The sequence below is a fragment of the Pseudomonas kairouanensis genome (assembly GCF_004682055.1).
In the GTDB taxonomy this organism is placed as follows: Bacteria; Pseudomonadota; Gammaproteobacteria; order Pseudomonadales; family Pseudomonadaceae; genus Aquipseudomonas; species Aquipseudomonas kairouanensis.
In genome coordinates, this window is the sequence record NZ_QUZU01000050.1 from 1 (window position 1) to 19,694 (window position 19,694).

The 19,694-nt window shown below is 61.5% G+C and carries 17 protein-coding genes; 6 read left to right on the forward strand and 11 right to left on the reverse strand.

Going from position 1 to position 19,694, the window contains the following annotated elements; genetic code table 11:
* Positions 1-99 precede the first annotated feature (99 nt).
* A complete protein-coding gene (gene queG, locus DYL59_RS26890) occupies positions 100-1,164 on the forward strand; it encodes a tRNA epoxyqueuosine(34) reductase QueG (protein WP_135291871.1) in 1,065 nt (354 codons plus the stop codon).
* On the opposite strand, the gene DYL59_RS26895 is transcribed toward queG, so the two are convergent.
* Complete coding sequence (locus DYL59_RS26895; protein ID WP_193557586.1) at positions 1,161-1,778, reverse strand: trimeric intracellular cation channel family protein; 618 nt, start codon at positions 1,776-1,778, stop codon at positions 1,161-1,163. The genes queG and DYL59_RS26895 overlap by 4 nt on opposite strands.
* A gap of 173 nt (positions 1,779-1,951) precedes the next feature.
* The gene (gene orn, locus DYL59_RS26900; RefSeq protein WP_003171343.1) at positions 1,952-2,494 is read right to left on the reverse strand and encodes an oligoribonuclease; all 543 of its coding nucleotides are present in this window, start codon (positions 2,492-2,494) and stop codon (positions 1,952-1,954) included.
* Positions 2,495-2,602: 108 nt separating this feature from the next.
* Here orn and rsgA point away from each other — a divergent pair, with 108 nt between their 5' ends.
* Positions 2,603-3,634 carry a small ribosomal subunit biogenesis GTPase RsgA gene (rsgA, locus tag DYL59_RS26905; protein ID WP_048727582.1) on the forward strand — a complete coding sequence of 344 codons (1,032 nt, stop codon included), beginning with the start codon at positions 2,603-2,605 and terminating at the stop codon, positions 3,632-3,634.
* Between the two features lie 138 nt (positions 3,635-3,772).
* On the opposite strand, the gene DYL59_RS31465 is transcribed toward rsgA, so the two are convergent.
* From DYL59_RS31465 to motA, 3 genes are all read right to left on the reverse strand, one after another.
* Positions 3,773-4,168 (reverse strand): hypothetical protein, encoded by a 396-nt coding sequence (locus DYL59_RS31465; protein WP_167496721.1) that lies wholly within the window; start codon positions 4,166-4,168, stop codon positions 3,773-3,775.
* A 66-nt stretch (positions 4,169-4,234) separates the two neighbouring features.
* The gene (motB, locus tag DYL59_RS26915) at positions 4,235-5,251 is read right to left on the reverse strand and encodes a flagellar motor protein MotB (protein WP_135291872.1); all 1,017 of its coding nucleotides are present in this window, start codon (positions 5,249-5,251) and stop codon (positions 4,235-4,237) included.
* Between the two features lie 3 nt (positions 5,252-5,254).
* Entirely contained in the window at positions 5,255-6,106 is an 852-nt protein-coding gene (gene motA, locus DYL59_RS26920) for a flagellar motor stator protein MotA (protein WP_010213623.1), read from the reverse strand.
* A gap of 167 nt (positions 6,107-6,273) precedes the next feature.
* On the opposite strand from motA, the gene DYL59_RS26925 reads away from it, so the two are divergent.
* The 3 genes from DYL59_RS26925 to asd are packed head-to-tail and all read left to right on the forward strand — an operon-like array spanning position 6,274 to position 9,560.
* On the forward strand, positions 6,274-7,809 hold the full coding sequence (locus tag DYL59_RS26925) for an HDOD domain-containing protein (protein ID WP_135291873.1): 1,536 nt from the start codon (positions 6,274-6,276) through the stop codon (positions 7,807-7,809).
* Positions 7,810-7,866: 57 nt separating this feature from the next.
* The gene (locus DYL59_RS26930) at positions 7,867-8,682 is read left to right on the forward strand and encodes a rhodanese-like domain-containing protein (protein ID WP_135291874.1); all 816 of its coding nucleotides are present in this window, start codon (positions 7,867-7,869) and stop codon (positions 8,680-8,682) included.
* Positions 8,683-8,699: 17 nt separating this feature from the next.
* On the forward strand, positions 8,700-9,560 hold the full coding sequence (asd, locus tag DYL59_RS26935; RefSeq protein ID WP_135291875.1) for an archaetidylserine decarboxylase: 861 nt from the start codon (positions 8,700-8,702) through the stop codon (positions 9,558-9,560).
* A 141-nt stretch (positions 9,561-9,701) separates the two neighbouring features.
* On the opposite strand, the gene serB is transcribed toward asd, so the two are convergent.
* Positions 9,702-10,916, reverse strand: coding sequence for a phosphoserine phosphatase SerB (serB, locus tag DYL59_RS26940; RefSeq protein WP_122485466.1), 1,215 nt, complete (start codon positions 10,914-10,916; stop codon positions 9,702-9,704).
* Between the two features lie 133 nt (positions 10,917-11,049).
* On the opposite strand from serB, the gene DYL59_RS26945 reads away from it, so the two are divergent.
* Positions 11,050-12,555: an AhpA/YtjB family protein gene (locus DYL59_RS26945; protein ID WP_135291876.1), complete on the forward strand. Its 1,506-nt coding sequence runs from the start codon at positions 11,050-11,052 to the stop codon at positions 12,553-12,555.
* Between the two features lie 220 nt (positions 12,556-12,775).
* Here the strand turns inward: DYL59_RS26945 and DYL59_RS26950 are convergent, their stop codons facing one another.
* The 5 genes from DYL59_RS26950 to DYL59_RS26970 all read right to left on the reverse strand — a co-directional run bounded on the left by DYL59_RS26950 (position 12,776) and on the right by DYL59_RS26970 (position 19,551).
* Positions 12,776-13,486 (reverse strand): PqiC family protein, encoded by a 711-nt coding sequence (locus DYL59_RS26950; RefSeq protein ID WP_167496722.1) that lies wholly within the window; start codon positions 13,484-13,486, stop codon positions 12,776-12,778.
* A gap of 176 nt (positions 13,487-13,662) precedes the next feature.
* Positions 13,663-15,927, reverse strand: coding sequence for a DNA topoisomerase IV subunit A (parC, locus tag DYL59_RS26955; RefSeq protein ID WP_025999681.1), 2,265 nt, complete (start codon positions 15,925-15,927; stop codon positions 13,663-13,665).
* Positions 15,928-15,997: 70 nt separating this feature from the next.
* Positions 15,998-16,993, reverse strand: a complete 996-nt coding sequence (locus DYL59_RS26960; RefSeq protein ID WP_135291878.1) for an esterase-like activity of phytase family protein — start codon at positions 16,991-16,993, stop codon at positions 15,998-16,000.
* Positions 16,993-18,897 (reverse strand): DNA topoisomerase IV subunit B, encoded by a 1,905-nt coding sequence (parE, locus tag DYL59_RS26965; protein ID WP_135291879.1) that lies wholly within the window; start codon positions 18,895-18,897, stop codon positions 16,993-16,995. Before parE ends, DYL59_RS26960 begins: the two co-directional genes overlap by 1 nt.
* Before the next feature lie 45 nt (positions 18,898-18,942).
* Positions 18,943-19,551, reverse strand: a complete 609-nt coding sequence (locus DYL59_RS26970) for a YqiA/YcfP family alpha/beta fold hydrolase (RefSeq protein ID WP_135291880.1) — start codon at positions 19,549-19,551, stop codon at positions 18,943-18,945.
* Positions 19,552-19,694: the final 143 nt, after the last annotated feature.

The following is a 19,694-nucleotide window of genomic DNA, read 5'->3' on the forward strand; positions in this document are numbered from 1 at the left end:
CTGAACGTCGGGAATTTCGTGTTTTGTCTGCGGCATGCGTCTTCAAGCTCCGATGTCTGGCAGAATTATACGCATCTAACCTGTGGTTTCCCGTGTCTCATGCCTGCTATTACCTCCGATCTGCCCGCCCTCGCCCAATCGATCAAAGACTGGGGCCGCGAACTGGGCTTTCAACAAGTCGGCATCAGCGGCCTGAACCTGGCTGAGCATGAACAACACCTGCAACGCTGGCTCGACGCGGGCTACCACGGCGAGATGGACTACATGGGCGCCCACGGCAGCAAGCGCTCGCACCCCGACGAACTGGTGCCCGGCACCCTGCGCGTGGTCTCGCTGCGCATGGACTACCTGCCCGGCGACACGCAAATGGCCCAACTGCTGGCCCAGCCGAAAAAGGCCTATATCTCCCGCTACGCCCTGGGCCGCGACTACCACAAGCTGATCCGCAAGCGCGTGCAGCAATTGGCTGACCGCATCCAGGCGCAGATCGGCCCGTTCGGCTTCCGGGCCTTTGTCGACAGCGCGCCCGTGCTGGAAAAAGCCATCGCCGAACAGGCGGGCCTGGGCTGGATCGGCAAAAACACCCTGGTGCTCAATCGCAAGGCCGGCAGCTATTTTTTCCTGAGCGAGCTGTTTGTGGACCTGCCCTTGCCGGTGGACGAACCCCACAGCACTGAACACTGCGGACGCTGCACCGCCTGCCTGGACATCTGCCCCACCAATGCCTTCGTCGGCCCCTATGTGCTGGACGCGCGGCGTTGCATTTCCTACCTGACCATCGAGCTCAAAAACGCCATTCCAGAGGACTTGCGCCCGCTGATCGGCAACCGGGTATTCGGCTGCGATGACTGTCAGATCGTTTGCCCGTGGAATCGTTTCGCCCGCCCCACCGGCGAAAGCGACTTCAAGCCGCGCCACAACCTGGATAACGCCGAACTGGCCGAGCTTTTTATGTGGGATGAGGACAAATTCCTCAGTAGCACCGAAGGTTCGCCCCTGCGCCGCGCCGGTTATGAGCGCTGGCTGCGCAACCTGGCGGTCGGCCTGGGCAATGCGCCATCAAGCATCCCGGTGCTGGAAGCCCTGAAAGCGCGGCGCGACTATCCCTCCGAACTGGTGCGCGAACATGTGGAATGGGCACTCAACCAGCACGCCACGCGTTAATGCACGTCGTCGTTGTAGACGAACTTGGGCATTTCCCAGTGAAAACGGATCGCCAGCAGCCGCAATAGAAAGCCGCTGAACAGCGTCAGCAAGATGGATTGTTCGCTGGGCAGTTCCAGGTACAGGCACAGCAGGTAGAACCAGGCGGCAAGGAACGACACGCTGGCGTACAGCTCGCGGCGGAAGATCAGCGGGATGTCGTTACAGAAGATGTCCCGCAGGATGCCGCCGAATACGCCGGTAATCACCCCGCTGACCGAAGCCACCAGCATGCCATGGCCCATCTCCAGTGCGGTCATGCAGCCGATCAGGGTGAAGGCCACCAGACCCACGGCGTCCAACGCTAGGAACAGCGAGCGCAGGCGGCGCATCAGCGGCGCGATGAAGATCGTCAGCAGCGCCGCGACGGAAGTCAGTACCAGGTATTCCGGGTGTTTGACCCACGTCAGCGGGTAATGCCCCAGCAGCACATCGCGCACCGAGCCACCGCCCAACGCCGTCACACAGGCGATCAGTACTACGCCAAACCAATCCATACCGCGCCGCCCGGCCGACAGCGCGCCGGTCATGGCTTCGGCGGTGATGGCGATGAGGTAGAGCATCAGCAGCATGATGGCGATCCTTGCATTGAGGCCGGCAGTCTAATCATTTGCTGATGGCACCAAAAGGGGGCACTTGGCGAAAGACCGCGTCGCGCCCTTCGCGAGCAAGCCCGCTCCCACATTGGAACGCGGTCAACTGTGGGAGCTGGCTTGCCTGCGATGGCGCCGGACCAGGCGCAACATGATCAAGCCTTGATGAAATGCTTGCGGTAATGCTGCAACTCGGCAATCGACTCGCGAATATCATCCAGCGCCAAATGCGTGCTGCCTTTATGGAAGCTGTCTTTGACTTCCGGCGCCCAACGCGCAGCCAGCTCTTTGAGCGTGGACACATCCAGGTTGCGGTAATGGAAGTAGCTTTCCAGGCCTTTCATGTGGGTGTAGAGAAAGCGGCGATCCTGGCAGATGCTGTTACCGCAGATGGGCGACTTGCCCTTGGGCACCCATTTTTCCAAAAACGCGATGGTTTCGGCTTCCGCTTCAGCCATGCTGATACGGCTGTCGCGCACGCGCTGGGTCAGGCCGGAGTTGCCGTGGGTGCGGGTATTCCACTCGTCCATGGTGGCCAGCACGGCGTCGCTGTGGTGGATGGCGATCACCGGACCTTCGGCCAAGGTATTGAGGTTGCTGTCGGTGACAATGGTGGCCATCTCGATGATGACGTCGGTATCAGGGTTCAGACCGGTCATTTCCAGATCGATCCAAATCAGGTTCTGTGGGTTTTGCATGGCTTGATTCTCTTGGCACCTGGACTTAGCCGCGCAGTTTAGCAGGCGGGGGCGTGCTAGACTCGCGACCGTTTTACCTAACCCTTGCATTATCGACACGGAACACCAATGGCCAAACGCCAGCTCAATCGCCGCCAAAACTGGCGCATCGAAAAGATTCAAGGTGAACGCGCCGCACGCGCCGCCAAACGTGAATCATCCGCCGTGGAAGCGCTTGAGGGCGGCGACCTGGGCCCCGAGCAAACGGGCCTGGTGATCGCGCACTTTGGGGTGCAGGTCGAAGTCGAGGCGCTGGAAGGCGAACTCGCAGGCCAGGTGTTCCGTTGCCACTTGCGTGCCAACCTGCCTGCGCTGGTCACCGGCGACAAAGTGGTGTGGCGTGCCGGCAACCAGGGTATTGGCGTGATCGTCGCCCAGTTGCCACGCACCACCGAACTGCGCCGCCCAGACAGCCGCGGCCAACTCAAGCCGGTGGCGGCCAACGTCGACATGATCGTGATCGTGTTCGCGCCCCTGCCCGAGCCCCATGCCAACCTGATCGACCGCTACCTGGTCGCCGCCGAGCATGCCGGCATTCGCCCGCTGTTGCTGCTGAACAAATTCGACCTGATCGACGAACAGAACGCCCCGGCGCTCAACGCGCTGTTGGCGGTGTACCGCACCCTGGGTTACCCGGTGCTGGAGGTTTCGGCCCATCACGGTAACGGCATGGAACAGCTGCAACAGCAGTTGGATGGCCGCATCAGTGTGTTTGTCGGCCAGTCTGGCGTGGGCAAGTCCTCGCTGGTCAACAGCCTGCTGCCGGAAGTCGAAACCCGCGTGGGCCCGTTGTCGGAACTGTCCGGCCAGGGTACCCACACCACCACCACCGCGCGATTGTTCCACTTCCCTGGCGGCGGCGAGTTGATCGACTCCCCAGGCATTCGTGAATTTGGCCTCGGCCACGTCAGCCGCAGTGATGTGGAAGCGGGCTTTATCGAGTTCAACGACCTGATCGGCACCTGCCGCTTCCGCGACTGCAAACACGACCGCGAGCCGGGTTGTGCGTTGCTCAAGGCGCTGGAAGATGGCCGTGTGCAGCAACAGCGGATGAACAGCTATCGGTCGATCATTGCGAGCTTGCCGGAGAGTAGTTACTGAGCGGCCAATTCTTGATACACATAAATCAAGGCAAGGCACTCGCTACTCCATTGATTTAATGGGGGCTTGGCATCAAGAATTCAGCGCAACTGGGTGGCCCGTCGACACAAGCCCGTTTGAATTCAGAATTTCTGATGCTCATAATCGCTCCGTCACCAGCGAACGCTGGCAGGAGTCTGGGTCCTTGTCGGGGTTGATCCAGCGGCGCAGAAGGGGCGAAGCAAGCTCCACCGCGTGCCGAATGGCAACAACCCACTTCAGTCGGACGGTTATAAAGAGCTGTGGGTGAAATGCGACATGATTTACACCGTCAGCTTCGAACGCCTCGACAAACTTCATCGCAAAACCCGCACGAAAGGCCGAGAATATTTCGTACCTCGCCTTGCCAGCGATGACATGCAAGGCGTCATCAGTGGCGTCAAAGCCTATCTGCCACTCTGACTCCTCGGTAGGAGCGAGCTTGCTCGCGAAAAACCCAAGAACAACGCGGGCATCCTGGATACACGCGTTAGCGTTGGAGATTTTCGCGAGCAAGCTCGCTCCTACACAACGGCAGAAACAACAAGGCCGCGATGATCGCGGCCTTGTTGCATGTGTAGCTTAGGAACCTGATTTAGGCACCGTAGGGTCCTTCACCCCACCGTCATCAAACAGGTTCAGCTTCTGGCGCAGTTCATGGGCTGGCAGCGGCTCCTGGTTCGGCGGCAGTGCGTTCGGGTCGACCGGGGCCGAGCCGGGAGCGGCGGCACCTGGGGCTGGCGTCGGTTGCGGCTGATCACCCTCAATCGCACGCTGGGCCTTTTTGGTCAGCACCACGATATCGATCCGGCGGTTGACCGGGTTGTACGGGTCTTCATGATCAAACAGCTGCGACGAAGCAAAACCCACCACCCTTGCCACTTGCGGGTCCGGATAGCTGCCCGCTACCAGCGCACGGCGCGCGGCGTTGGCGCGGTTGGCCGAGAGTTCCCAGTTGCCGAAATCGCCCTGGCCTGCATACGGCTTGGCATCGGTGTGGCCGCTGATGCTGATCTTGTTCGGCACCGCCTTGATGGTGTCAGCCATGGCCAGCAGGATGTCTTCGAAGTACGGCTTCAAGCGTGCGCTGCCAGAGTCGAACATCGGCCGGTTGGCGGCGTCGGTGATCTGGATGCGCAACCCTTCAGGGGTGATTTCGAAGGAGATCTGGTCCTTGAACTTCAGCAACTGCGGGTTTTCCTCGACCTTGGTCTGCAGCTCTTGCAGCAGCAGCTCAAGGCGCTCTTGCTCGACCTGCTCAGCCATGGACTCGACGGTGTCGCGCTCGATGGGAATTTTTTCCTGGGGCGCTTCGGTCTTGATTTCCGGGTTGATGGTGCGCTCAGGCGCCAACTGCGGCGAGCCGCCCAGGTCGATCACAAAGGGCGTGCCGCTTTCCGAGAAGCCAATGGGGTCTTTGAAGTAACCGGCAATGGCGATCTTCTGTTCCGGCGTAGCGGTGGACATCAGCCACAGCACCAGGAAGAACGCCATCATCGCCGTTGCAAAGTCGGCGAAAGCGATTTTCCAGGCGCCGCCATGGTGCCCCGCAGCGAAGCGCTTGACGCGCTTGATGATTATCGGCTGGTTGTTTTCCATGGCTTAGCGACCGCGAACCGCTTGTTCCAACTCGGCAAAACTCGGGCGATGTTTCGGGTAAAGCACCTTGCGACCGAACTCCACGGCCAGGGATGGCGGCATGCCGGAAGCGGACGCTACCAGGCTGGCCTTGATCGACTCGTACAGGTTGATTTCTTCCTTGGCATCATGGGCCAGGGAGGTCGCCAGCGGGCCGAAAAAGCCGTAGGCCGCGAGAATACCAAAGAAGGTACCTACCAGTGCCGCACCTACGTGCATGCCGATGGCCGCCTGGTCGCCTTCGCCCAGGGAGGCCATGGTCACGACGATACCGAGTACCGCGGCCACGATACCGAAGCCTGGCATGCCGTCGGCGATGCCGGTCACGGCGTGGGAGGGGTGTTCCAATTCTTCTTTAAGGCTGAACAGTTCCATGTCGAACAGGCCTTCCAGCTCATGGGGAGCCATGTTGCCGGAGGACATGATGCGCAGGTAGTCACAGATATAGGCGGTCATGCGCTCATCTTTGAGCACGGCCGGGTACTTGGCGAAGATCGGGCTGGCAGCGGCGTCTTCGATGTCGGCCTCGATGGCCATCATGCCTTCGCGGCGGCTCTTGTTGAGGATCTCGTACACCAGGCCCAGCACTTCCAGGTAGAAGGTGTGGGTGAAGCGCGAACCGAACATGCCCAGCGACTTCTTGATCACATGCATGGTCATGTAACCGGGGTTCGCCTGCAGGAACGCACCCAGTGCGGCACCGCCAATGATCATCACCTCGAAAGGCTGGATCAGCGCAGCGATTTTACCGTGGGACAGGACGTACCCGCCGAGCACGCTTGCGAAGACGACAATGATGCCGATAATTTTAGCCATAGGAGATGAGTACTTGCGCCGTCGGGTTCATGGACATATTTAGGGAAACTGGAAAACTCTTGTTCTACTTATCGGCAAAACTGCGCCAGACTATAGCCCGTTAAGGCGAAAAGCCAGTTCGGCCCGCTCTGGGCGTGTTGACCGCAATTGATGATCGCGCCCCAATCATGGCTAATGAAACGACAGTCCCAACTGCAAAACCCAACTCTCTCGCCGCTTGGATCAAGCGCCTGGACGACGTGCTGCTGCCCGTCCCCCAGGCCAGCCATGACCGGGTGTGCAAAGCCATCCGCGACAGCCGCAGTTCGTTGCGAGATATTGCAGAACTGATGCAAAACAGCCCGGCCCTGGTGCTCAGCGTGATGCGCGAGGCCAACAGCCATACCCAGGGCAGCCTGGCGGAACCGGCGGAAAACCTCGAAGTGGCGCTCAACCGCCTGGGCCTCAAGCGCGCCGAAGAGCTGCTGGCGCGCCTGCCCTCGGTGCCCGCCCAAGAGATTCCCGTGGCGTTGCGCCAACTGTTGCTGGTGAGCCAGCACGCTTCCCAGCAAGCCAATGGCTTGTTCGGCAGCCGTCTGGCCCGGCTGTGGCAGGACATTCACTGGGGCAGCCTGCTGTTTCTGTCACCGTTGTGGCCGATGGCAGTGGCCTATCCCAAGCTGCTCGAAGAATGGGAACTGCGGGTTATCCACAAGGGCCAATCGGCGCGGCAGGTCGAGCAGGAACTGTTCGGCGTACGTCTGCTGGACCTGTGCCTGGGCCTGACCGAGGCCTGGCACCTGCCGATCTGGGTTTCCCAGGGCTACACCCTGCTGCTGGGCGAACAGCGTCTGCTGGTCAAGGCCCTGCATATCGCCCGCGAGGACGACCCGCTGCGCCATCAGCAATTGCTCGATGCCGAACCCAACCTGCGCCGCTGGCTGAACCAGCCGGCCAATACCGTGTTGCTGGCCAACGGCCTGGCGATGTCGGCCCAGGAATCCTGGACCTGCCCGCACACCCAACGCTGGCAATACCTCACCGCGCTGTACCTGCAACAGCCTTTGGGCGAAGTGCAGCAACAGGTTCACCAACAGGCGGTAACCAGCGCCCGCAGCACACTGATGCCAGACCTCTGGCACCCGGCGTTGTCGCTGATCTGGCCGTGGCACGTACAAAAGATCCATCGCGGCCTGTTGCCAGCGCCGCCACCCACCGCCGAGGCCCTGGCCATCTGGCGCAAGCGTTGCACCGAATTGCTGGTGGAGCCAAGCCGCTTCGCCAACGCCATGCACCTGACCACCTGTGCCAAGGAAGCCCTCGTCGCCAGCGGCATGCAACGGGTCATGTTGCTGATGACCGATCGCGCCCAAAGCACCTTGCGCGTGCATCAGGTCGACGGCCTGCCGAAGGATGCCGCCAACCTGAGCCTGGACGTGGTCAACAGCACCTTGCTGCAGCGCTTGCTTGAGAAGTCGGCCCAGGTGCGCCTCAACCCGGACAACCACGCCCAATTCTCGGCGCTGCTGCCGCCGATCCTGCGTCGTCTGTTCAGCGGTGAACACCTGCTGCTGCGTTCCCTGAGCTGCAATGGCAAGGTGGTGATGCTGATGGTGGCCGACCAAGGCGGCGGACCGTTTTCGGAAACCACCGTGCAGGCCTTCGGCAAAACCGCCCAATGCATCGAGAAGGCCCTGCACTGCTTTACCAACCGCAGCGCCTGATGCTTGCGCTACAATCGCGGTCCTTTATCGCCAACATTTGTGCCCAGGAGACCTCACATGCCTGACTTCTCTGGCTTGCCGCTGGTGATCGAATCCAGCGACCTGCTTGGTCGCCTCGATGCCGAACACCTGATTGTGGTGGACCTCACCAGTGCCGCCCGCTACGCCGAAGGGCATATCCCCGGCGCGCATTTCGTTGACCCCAAGCGCACCCAACTGGGCCAGCCGCCGGCACCCGGCCTGCTGCCCCACAAGGCCGACCTGGAAAAACTCTTCGGCGAACTGGGCCACACGCCAGATGCCACGTATGTGGTGTATGACGACGAGGGCGGCGGCTGGGCCGGGCGTTTCATCTGGATGCTCGACGTGATCGGCCATCAGAAATACCACTACCTCGACGGCGGCCTGTTGGCCTGGCTGGAAGAAAAACGCCCAGTCTCCACCGAGGTGCCCACCCCCGTCGGCGGCCCAGTCAGCCTCACCTTGCATGACGGCCCCACCGCCACCCGTGAATACCTGCAAAGCCGCCTCGGCGCCGCCGACCTGGGGATCTGGGACGCTCGCGGCCCGCTGGAGTATGCCGGCGAAAAGGTTCTCGCAGCCAAGGGCGGCCACATTCCCGGCGCGGTGAACTTCGAATGGACCGCCGGCATGGACAAGGCGCGCAACCTGCGTATCCGCCGCGACATGCCGCAGATCCTCGAAGACCTCGGGCTGACCAAAGATAAAGAAATCATCACCCACTGCCAGACTCACCACCGCTCTGGCTTCACCTACCTGGTGGCCAAGGCGCTCGGTTATCCGCGAGTCAAAGGTTATGCCGGTTCCTGGGGCGAATGGGGCAACCACCCCGACACCCCCGTCGAGATTTAAGGTTTAAAGGACAGTCAATGAAAAAGCAGTTGTTTATCCTCAGCCAGTACTTGCTGCCGCACCACTTGCTGTCGCGCCTGGCCGGTTGCGTTGCCGAGTGCCGCGTGCGCTGGTTCAAGAACGCCTTCACCACCTGGTTCGCCAAGCGCTATCAAGTGGACATGTCCCAGGCCCTGGTTGAAGACGTGACCGCCTACGAGCACTTCAACGCGTTCTTCACCCGCGCATTGAAAGAGGGCGCCCGCCCGCTGGACCAAACCCCTGGCGCGGTGCTGAGCCCTGCAGATGGCGCCATCAGCCAACTCGGCCCGATTGAGCACGGCCGCGTGTTCCAGGCCAAGGGCCACAGTTTCAGCGTGCTGGAGTTGCTGGGTGGCGACTCCGCCGTGGCGGCGCCGTTCATGGGCGGTGATTTTGCGACGGTCTACCTGTCGCCGAAGGACTACCACCGCGTGCACATGCCACTGGCCGGCACCTTGCGCGAAATGATCTACATCCCTGGGCGCATCTTTTCGGTCAACCAGACCACCGCCGAAAACGTGCCAGAGTTGTTTGCGCGTAACGAACGCGTTGCCTGCATTTTCGACACCGAACGCGGCCCGATGGCGGTGGTGTTGGTGGGCGCGATGATTGTGGCGTCGATTGAAACCGTATGGGCGGGTTTGGTGACGCCGCCGAAACGCGAGCTGAAAACTTTCCGTTATGACGAAGCTGCGCGTGCGCCGATTCATTTGGAGAAAGGCGCTGAGCTGGGTCGCTTCAAATTGGGTTCGACCGCGATCGTGCTGTTCGGGCCGGATCAGGTGAAGTGGGCTGAAGAGTTGGCAGCAGGCACTGCGGTGCAGATGGGCCAGGGTATGGGGCTGCCAAAAGCCTGATCTGAAACTAGTGGGACCAAATGTGGGAGGGGGCTTGCTCCCGATGACAGTGGATCAGTCAACACATGTACTGACTGACACTCTGCTATCGGGAGCAAGCCCCCTCCCACATTTTGACTGTATTCCTACAGTAAGATCGGGTTACAGCTGACCATCACGGTCACGGAAGCCCAGCAGATACAACACCCCATCCAACCCCAGCGTCGAAATCGCCTGCTTGGCCGACTGCTTCACCAACGGCTTGGCGCGGAACGCCACGCCCAATCCGGCAATCGCCAGCATCGGCAAGTCATTCGCCCCATCGCCCACCGCAATGGTCTGCTCCAGACGCAAACCTTCCTTGTGGGCCAATTCCTTCAGCAAGTCCGCTTTGCGCTGTGCGTCGACAATCGGCTCCACGGCCACGCCGGTCACCTTGCCATCTACCACTTCCAGCTCGTTGGCGAACACGTAGTCGATGCCCAGCTTGGCCTGCAACTGCTTGGCAAAGTAGGTGAAGCCGCCGGACAGGATCGCGGTTTTGTAGCCCAGGCGCTTGAGTTCGGCGAACAGGGTTTCGGCGCCTTCGGTCAGGCGCAGGGAAGCGCCGATGGAGTCCAGCACGCTCACGTCCAGGCCCTTGAGCAAAGCCAGGCGCTCTTTGAAGCTGGCGCGGAAGTCCAGCTCGCCGGCCATGGCGCGCTCGGTGATTTCCGAGACCTGCTCGCCCACGCCGGCAGCCTTGGCCAACTCGTCGATGACCTCAGCCTCGATCAGGGTGGAGTCCATGTCGAACACCGCCAGACGGCGATTGCGACGGAACAGGGAGTCTTCCTGGAAGGCGATATCGACATTCAGCTCCTGGGCCACGCTCAGGAACTCGGCGCGCAGCGCCTGAGGGTCAGCCGGCTCACCGCGCACGGAGAACTCGATGCAGCCCTTGCCTTGGTCGGCCGGGGTGTCCAGGGGCATGCGACCCGACAGACGGTCGATATGGTCGATATTCAAGCCGTATTGCGCGGTGATCGAACTCACGCGCTGCAACTGCTCGGCCGTCACCTTGCGGGTCAGCAGCGTCACGATATGGCGCTTTTTGCCCTGGCCGGCCACCCAATGCTGGTAATCGGCTTCGGAGACCGGGGTGAAACGCACCTGCTGATCCAGCTTGTAGGCCGTAAACAGGATGTCCTTGAGCACCGAGGACGCCTGTTCGGTACTTGGGATCTCAACCAGGATGCCGAACGACAGGGTGTCGTGGATCACCGCCTGGCCAATGTCGAGAATGTTCACACCACCCTGGGCCAGAACACCGGTAATGGCTGCAGTGAGACCCGGACGATCTTCACCGGTGATGTTAATCAGGACAATTTCGCGCAAGGCGCACCCCCAGGCTGGAAAAAAACCGCATTCTACCCACTTTCAGTGACCATCGGGCACAGCCAGCGCTTTGCCGGTTCTAGGGCTGTCGCTATACTGCGCGTCAACTTCACGGACCAAGAGCCGAGCGCAAGTGAACCGGCCCACGCCAGTAAAAACCGATAACTTCTTCCTGCTGATCTTCCGGGCACTGCGCCACCGCCGTGTACCGATCGCATTACGCATTGCCAGCCATAACGTGATCCTGGTCGCCCTGGCCCTGGTGATCTATGCCTGCGTGATGGGCTTGCAGTTCAAGCAGGCCATGCACGAACAGGCCGACGCCCTGGGCGAGAGCCTGACCACGCAGACCGCCACTTCGGCAACTGAGCTGCTGGTGTCCAACGACATCCTCAGCCTCAACGTGCTGCTCAACAACCTGACCAAGAACCCGCTGGTGGCCCACGCCGCCATCTACAGCGTGGACAACCGCATCATGGCCGAAGCCGGGCAGCGCCCGAAGAACGGCCTGCTGGGTGAAGCCGAAGGGTTGTACCAGAGCAACATCACGTTCCAGGATGTGAAGGCCGGCCAACTGCGTATCAGCCTCGATATGCAACAGTTCCAACAGCCGATGACCATCAGCCTGCAAAGCATGGGCATCCTCAGTGCGATCCTGCTGGCCTTGGCACTGGCCTTGAGCCTGCGCCTGGGTCGGCATATCTCCACGCCCTTGATGCAACTGCGCATCTGGTTGCGGGATATCGACGAACACACCCCGGCCACCGACCGCCAGGACGAAATCGGCGACCTCGCCCGCCAGCTCCACGCCAGCTTCGCCCCCGAACCGGTGGTGCGTGAAGTTGAACCCGAGCCAGAATACGACGATGAACCCGAGTTCGATGTCGATGAGCCGAGCTTCGCCGAAAACGCCCCGATTGCAGGGCTCAAACCGGCCACCCGCAAGGCGATCCAGGCCGAAGAAGACGAACTGGACGACGACGACCCCTTTGCCGACCTGCGCGACACCTCGGCCGGCACACCAGCAGCGGCGCCTAAACCGGCCCCGGTAAAAAGTGCCGAGCCCCAGTACAGCGCCGTGCTGGCCGTGCAACTGGGCTCCCAGGACCAACTGCGCCGCCTGCCCCGCGCCCGCCTCACCGAGTTGCTGGAGCGCTACCGTGACTGCCTGGACCAGGCTGCGTCGCTGTACCAGAGCGAGCTGCACACCTTGAACGACGGCAGCACACTGATGCTGTTCCACAGCGAAGACAGCGGCGAAGACTACCTGACCAACGCCATCTGCTGCGGCGAGCTACTGCGCGCCCTGGGCCATGCCCTGCAGATCGAAGTGGCCGACAGCGGCATCACCCTGCAACTGCAACTGGGCCTGACGGTAGGCGACGATCTGTTCGGCATGAGCCAGATCGACCTGCTGCTGACCGAAATCGCCCAGGATGCCCTGGCCCTGTCCCAACACAGCCGCAACCTGCTGCTGGTGGAGCGCAAGATCAGCGAAGACACGCTGATCCGCCAGCGCGCGCGTATCCGTCCGATTGCCAGCCCTGAGGGGGCAAGTTGCGTGGAGCGGTTGATGGAGCCGTATCCGTCGATGCTGGAGCGGCAGTTGGCGCGGATGCACGAGACTCGCAAGCCCTGAGCAGCACTGAAACCCCACTGCACAGTGGGTTTGTGTAGGAAGGGGCTTGTGTGGGAGCGGGCTTGCTCGCGAAAGCGGTGGTTCAGTCACTGATGTGTCGACTGATACGCCCCATTCGCGAGCAAGCCCGCTCCCACATTTGGTCTTCAGCGCCATACGAATCGCGTACAACAAAAAGGCCCGCTGAGTCAGCGGGCCTTTTTTGTATCTGCGGTTGAGCTTAGAACCTGAACACTTCCATATCCGTACGGATCGGCGTGGCCATCGGCATCTTCGGCTTTTGCGGCTCGGACGGCTTGGCCGTCTGCGCAGGCGCCTGCTTACGCGGCGCCTCGGCAATCGGTGGCTGGTTGGCCAATGGCTTGAGGGCCACCGACAGTTGCTGCGCCAGGTGCTGCAACAGCACGCCCTGGGCCTGGACCTGGGACGCCGTGGTGCCGGTGTGCTCTTCCTGCAGGTGCACGATGCGGTTGTCGCGCACCTGGCCACGGCGGTCGATCAGGCGCCATTGCGCATCCAGGATGGCCGGCTGGGAAACACCGGAATCCAGGCGTGTGATGGTCAACAGCACTTGAACGTCAGGGCTGAAACCACCGGGACCCGGCGCCAGTACCACGCGCTGGCTGTCCAGATGGCCCGCCACTTGGCGCAAGACCAACTGGTTGATATCGGACGACAAGCTGCCCGCCCAACGACCATCTGTGGAACCTTGCAGGCTGCCGTCGTTCTGACGTTGCAACAGGGTTTCGCGTTGCAGGTAGTCGGCGACGACGACCGGGCCGAGCAAAACGGCCATGCCAGCCGCTTGTTCTGGCTGCGCTGGACTTCCGCTGTCCAGCTGATACAGCGACACCGGTTGGTGTGTGCTGCAACCCGCCAGCCCCAAGAGGCCAGCGAGTACAAAAATAAAAGGAAGGCGTGGAGCAGTCATCATCCCATCCAGGTGGCTGCCACAAGGCGAACCACAATGTAATACTAAAAATAACCTAAACACGCTCGGCCACGCCGGCGCTGGAAAGGCCATATCATCCGTGAATATGCGCCATGACTCCAGCGCCAAAGCGCCGATCTACGCGTTAAATCGTAGATCGGGGGCTCTAATACGCCTTAAACGGGCGTTTCGACCAACAAAGCATCTACACGCTGGAAGCCACGCGGCAGTTTGTTACCACGTCGTCCACGCTCACCCTTGTAGTGCTCCAGGTCGTCCGGCCGTAGCGACAGCGTACGCTTGCCGGCTTGCAGCACCAGGGTCGCACCTTCCGGGATTACCGCGATGTCGGTCACGTACTCTTCGCGACTGGCCACGCGCTCGCCAGGAATCCCGATAATCTTGTTGCCCTTGCCTTTGCCCAGCTGTGGCAGGTCGCTGATCTTGAACACCAGCAAGCGCCCTTCGGTGGTCACCGATGCCAGCCAATTGCTCTCGCGATCGTCCACCGGGCGCGGCAGGATCACCTTGGCGTTGTTCGGCAAGCTCAACAACGCCTTGCCCGCCTTGTTCTTGGCCTGCAGGTCTTCACCCTTGACCACAAAGCCGTAGCCCGCGTCAGACGCGATCACGTACAACGCGTCATCGTCCGGCAGCAGCACGCACTCGAAATTCGCCCCTGGAGGCGGCGTAAGGCGCCCGGTGAGCGGCTCGCCCTGCCCCCGTGCCGATGGCAAGGTGTGGGCCGGCACCGAATAGCTGCGCCCCGTCGAGTCAATAAACACCGCAAACTGGTTGGAACGCCCAGCCGCAGCGGTCTTGAACCCGTCACCGGCCTTGTACGACAAACCGGTGGCGTCAATATCATGCCCCTTGGCGGAACGAACCCAACCCTTTTCCGACAGAACGACGGTAATTTTCTCGTTTGGCAGCAGCTCGGTTTCTGTCAGAGCTTTTGCTTCGGCACGCTGGACGATTGGCGAGCGACGATCATCACCATAGGTTTCGGCATCTTTGATCAGCTCGCTGCGCACCAGCTTTTTCAGCTTGGCTTCGCTGCCCAACAGGGCTTGCAGCTTGGCTTGTTCCTTGAGCAGCGCGTCCTGTTCGTCGCGCAGTTTCATTTCTTCCAGTCGCGCCAACTGACGCAAGCGGGTGTCGAGGATGTAGTCAGCCTGGATCTCGCTCAGTTCGAAACGCGCGATCAGCTCGGCTTTCGGATGTTCGGCGGTACGGATGATGTGGATCACTTCGTCCAGGTTGAGGTAGGCGATCAACAAGCCGTCCAACAGGTGCAGGCGGCGCTCGACCTTGTCCAGGCGGAATTGCAGGCGGCGACGCACGGTCTGCACGCGGAACTCCAGCCATTCCACCAGCAGGTTGCGCAGGTTTTTCAGCTGCGGCTTGCCATCCAGGCCGATGATGTTGACGTTGACCCGGTAGCTCGACTCAAGGTCGGTACTGGCAAACAGGTGCTGCATCAGCACTTCGTGATCGACCCGGCTGTTGGTCGGGATGATCACGATACGGCAGGGGTTCTCATGGTCCGACTCGTCGCGCAGGTCGGCAACCTGTGGCAACTTCGACGGCTTGGCCTGCATCAACGCGGCAATCTGCTCCAACACCTTGGCACCAGAGACCTGGTGCGGCAACGCGGTGACGATAATGTCGCCATCCTCGATGTGGTACACGGCGCGCATGCGCACCGAACCCTTGCCGGTTTCGTACATTTTCAGCAGGTCGGCGCGCGGCGTGATGATTTCCGCTTCGGTCGGGTAGTCCGGGCCCTGGATATGCTCGCAGAGTTGCTCGACCGTGGCCTTTGGCTCATCCAGCAAGCGCACGCAGGCCGTGGCGACCTCCCGCAGGTTGTGGGGCGGCACATCGGTGGCCATGCCCACGGCGATGCCGGTGGTGCCATTGAGCAGGATATTGGGCAAACGTGCCGGCAACACCAAAGGCTCGTCAAGGGTACCGTCGAAGTTAGGGCCCCAATCGGCGGTGCCCTGCCCCAGTTCGCTCAGGAGTACTTCCGAGTAACGCGACAGGCGCGCTTCGGTGTAACGCATGGCGGCAAAAGACTTGGGATCATCCGGCGCACCCCAGTTGCCCTGGCCGTCCACCAGCGTGTAGCGGTAGCTGAACGGCTGGGCCATCAGCACCATGGCTTCATAGCAGGCGGAGTCGCCGTGGGGGTGGAACTTACCCAGTACGTCACCGACGGTACGCGCCGACTTCTTGTGCTTGGAATCGGCGTCCAGGCCCAACTCACTCATGGCGTAGATAATGCGCCGTTGTACGGGCTTGAGGCCGTCGCCGATATGCGGCAAGGCACGGTCCATGATCACGTACATGGAGTAGTTGAGGTAGGCATTTTCGGTGAAGTCAGCCAGCGACCGGCGTTCTACGCCGTCTAAGCTGTCTGCGAGGATGTCACTCATGCGGGCCTCATCATTTGGTAAGACGCAGCGAAAATGTCGCGGCGTCGGGTCAATTCAGGAAATTCATTCGTCATGGCTGGGCACTCCAGCCACCGGCCGGGGCGGCAAAACGGTAGACCACCGGGCGTTTTTCACCATCGGCGCGGGCGCCGAAGTTATTGTCGATGCCCAGCCATGCGCCGTCTGCGTCAACCACCAGGGCTTCGGCCAGGCCGTAGGCCTGGGGATAACTGCGCTCGGGCGTCAGGGTTTCGTCGGCAAACGACCAGCACAGCTCGACCTTGGCCGTGACTGCATCACGTCGGCAAATCTGAAACGCATTGCGCTCCAGGGTAAACAGCTTGCCGTTGAACAGCGCCAGGTCGGCGAAGTCCTTGGACACGGCCTTGGCCCCCGTGAACGCGGCCGGCTGCATTTCCTGGCCGGCCTCGCTCAGCAACACGCAGGGGCCCTCGCACGCCCACAAGCTCTGTGGACGCTTGATGGAAATCAGCCCGCGCCGCTCACGTTCGGCCGCCAGCCAGATCTGGTTGCCCTCGGGGTTGATCGCCACGCCTTCAAACAGTGCGTTGAAGTGCAGCAACATGCCACTGGCGCGGGCTTCGCGCACCATGCCGGGGGCAATCTTCAACCACTCGGGTGCGCCGTTGACCGGCACTTGCAGCACCGCCGCGTGGGCTTCGCTGACAACGTAGCGGTTACCCGCGGCATCACAGGTGATACCTTCGAAATCCAGGTCGCCACCGCGAATGAACGAGGCGGCCTTGGTGCGCGAACGCAACCCCCAGGGCAAACCCGACTCCGGCACCGGCGGCACATCGATGCTGACGGCTTCGGCCTGCCAGGTCGGCGCACTGATATCCAGGCGGTAGATCTGGTCATCGTCGCGGTCGGACACTGTCCACAGTTCCTTGCCACACAGGGCCAGGCCAGACAGGTTGCCGCCACGCATGCCATCAACGGCGTGTTCGGACACGAGTTTGAGCTCAGCCACGGGCGCGGCAACCACCTGGGTGGCCGCCAGCCCGCTCAACATCAGGATCGCCAGGGCGAAACCTGTGCGCATCAGCCCAACACCTCGGCCAGGTTACCTTTGGACTCCAACCAGGACTTGCGGTCTGGCGCGCGCTTCTTGGCCAGCAGCATGTCCATCATTTCCGACGTGGCGGCGTAGTCTTCCAGGGTCAACTGCACCAGGCGCCGGGTGTTCGGGTCCATAGTGGTTTCGCGCAATTGCGGCGGGTTCATTTCACCCAGGCCTTTGAATCGCGTGACCTGTGGCTTGCCGCGTTTCTTCTCGGCCACCAGGCGGTCGAGGATGCCATCGCGCTCGGCCTCGTCCAGGGCATAGAAAATCTCCTTGCCCAGGTCGATGCGGTACAGCGGCGGCATGGCGACGTAGACGTGACCGGCATCCACCAACGGGCGGAAGTGCTGCACGAACAGCGCACACAGCAAGGTGGCGATGTGCAGGCCGTCGGAGTCGGCGTCGGCGAGGATGCAGATCTTGCCGTAGCGCAGTTGGCTCATATCGGCCGCGCCCGGGTCTACGCCGATGGCCACGGCGATGTTGTGCACTTCCTGGCTGGCCAGCACTTCGCTGCCGTCGACTTCCCAGGTGTTGAGGATCTTGCCGCGCAACGGCAGGATCGCCTGGAATTCTTTATCCCGCGCTTGCTTGGCGGAACCGCCGGCGGAGTCACCTTCGACCAGGAACAGCTCGGAGCGCATCGGGTCCTGCCCGGCGCAATCGGCCAGTTTGCCGGGCAATGCCGGGCCCTGGGTGATGCGCTTGCGCTCGACCTTCTTGCTGGCCTTCAAGCGCCGGCCAGCGTTGTTGATCGCCAGCTCCGCCAGGGCCAGGCCCAATTCAGGGTGCTCGTTGAGCCACAGGCTGAAGGCGTCCTTGACCACACCCGAAACAAACGCCGCCGCCTCGCGGGACGACAGGCGCTCCTTGGTCTGGCCGGAGAACTGCGGTTCCTGCATTTTCATCGACAGCACGAACGCAATGCGCTCCCACACGTCTTCCGGCGCCAGCTTCACGCCACGCGGCAGCAGGCTGCGGTATTCGCAGAACTCGCGCATGGCATCCAGCAAGCCTTGGCGCAAACCGTTGACGTGGGTACCGCCCTGGGCCGTGGGGATCAGGTTGACGTAGCTTTCCTGCACGCTGTCGCCGCCTTCGGGCAACCACAGCAGGGCCCAATCGACGGCTTCTTTATTACCGGCCAGGCTGCCGCAGAACGGCTCGTTGGGCAGGCGCTCGAAATCGCTGACGGAGTCTTCGAGGTAAGAGCGCAGGCCATCTTCGTAATGCCACTCGACCTTCTCGCCGGTGCCTTTGTCTTCAAAGGTCACCAACAGGCCGGGGCACAGCACGGCCTTGGCCTTGAGCACGTGCTTGAGGCGGCTGATGGAGAATTTTGGCGAGTCGAAGTATTTAGGGTCCGGCGCGAAATACACGCTGGTGCCGGTATTGCGCTTGCCGACGGTGCCGATCACTTCCAGGTCGGTGGCCTTGTAGCCATCGGCGAAGGTCATCTGGTACTCGTTGCCGTCGCGCTTTACCTTCACCCGAACCAGGGTGGACAAGGCGTTGACCACCGAAATACCCACACCGTGCAAGCCACCGGAGAACTGGTAGTTCTTGTTGGAGAACTTGCCACCCGCATGGAGCTTGGTGAGGATCAGCTCGACGCCTGGCACCCCCTCTTCGGGGTGGATGTCCACCGGCATGCCGCGACCATCGTCGGACACTTCCAGGGAATGGTCAGCGTGGAGAATGACATGCACCGACTTGGCGTGGCCGGCCAGGGCTTCGTCGACGCTGTTGTCGATGACTTCCTGGGCAAGGTGGTTCGGCCGGCTGGTGTCGGTGTACATGCCGGGGCGTTTGCGCACCGGGTCGAGGCCCGAGAGGACTTCGATGGCGTCGGCGTTATAAGAGCTAGCGCTGGGAGTGGCCATGGGGTCTCGTCGTGAGTCGTTCGATTAAAAAATGACCTGCGATTCTTACAGTGACGAAAAATCGAAGGATTGATACTGATCTGCGCCAATGCCGGCAAAGCTGAGCAGCGCCGGCAATTGCTGGGCGAACCCCTGGTAACCATGGTCGCCACCGGCCTGGATGCGCAAGGCACAGGCCCGGTAATACTGTTGGGCGAGGCGGTAGTCCAGCGTTTCATCGCCAGTCTGCAGCCACACCTGGTAACGCGCTGCCTCCTGGGGCGCCGCCACTTCCAACTCGGCCAGGGCCGTGACGTGGTCGTGGGTCAGTTCCCAGGTTTCATCGGTGTAAAGGTTCTTCTGGGGGCCCAGGTAGCCGTCGAACATCCGATGGGGGCTCACCGCCGGGTTGACCAGCAGCGCCTTGAGGCCATGGCGTTCGGCAAGATGGGTTGCATAGTAGCCGCCGAGTGAGCTGCCGACCAGCAGTGGCCGCCCCAGTTCAGCAATGGCCGCTTCCAACTGAGGAATCGCCTGACGGGGATGGTGATGCAGGGCCGGCACGCGCAATTGGTCGCCAAGGCCTAGGGCACCCATCACCGTGATCAGTTGACTGGCCTTGGTGGACGCCGGCGCACTGTTGAAACCGTGGATATACAGGATCGAAGCGGACATGCCGGGCTCTCCGTGACTTAAGCCAAAGAGGCGCAGTTTACAGGGATAGAGGCTTTGTGTGATGACCTCAATCCACAGGACACCTTAGAACCCATGTGGGAGGGGGCTTGCTCCCGATAGCGATGGATCAGACACAGATACAG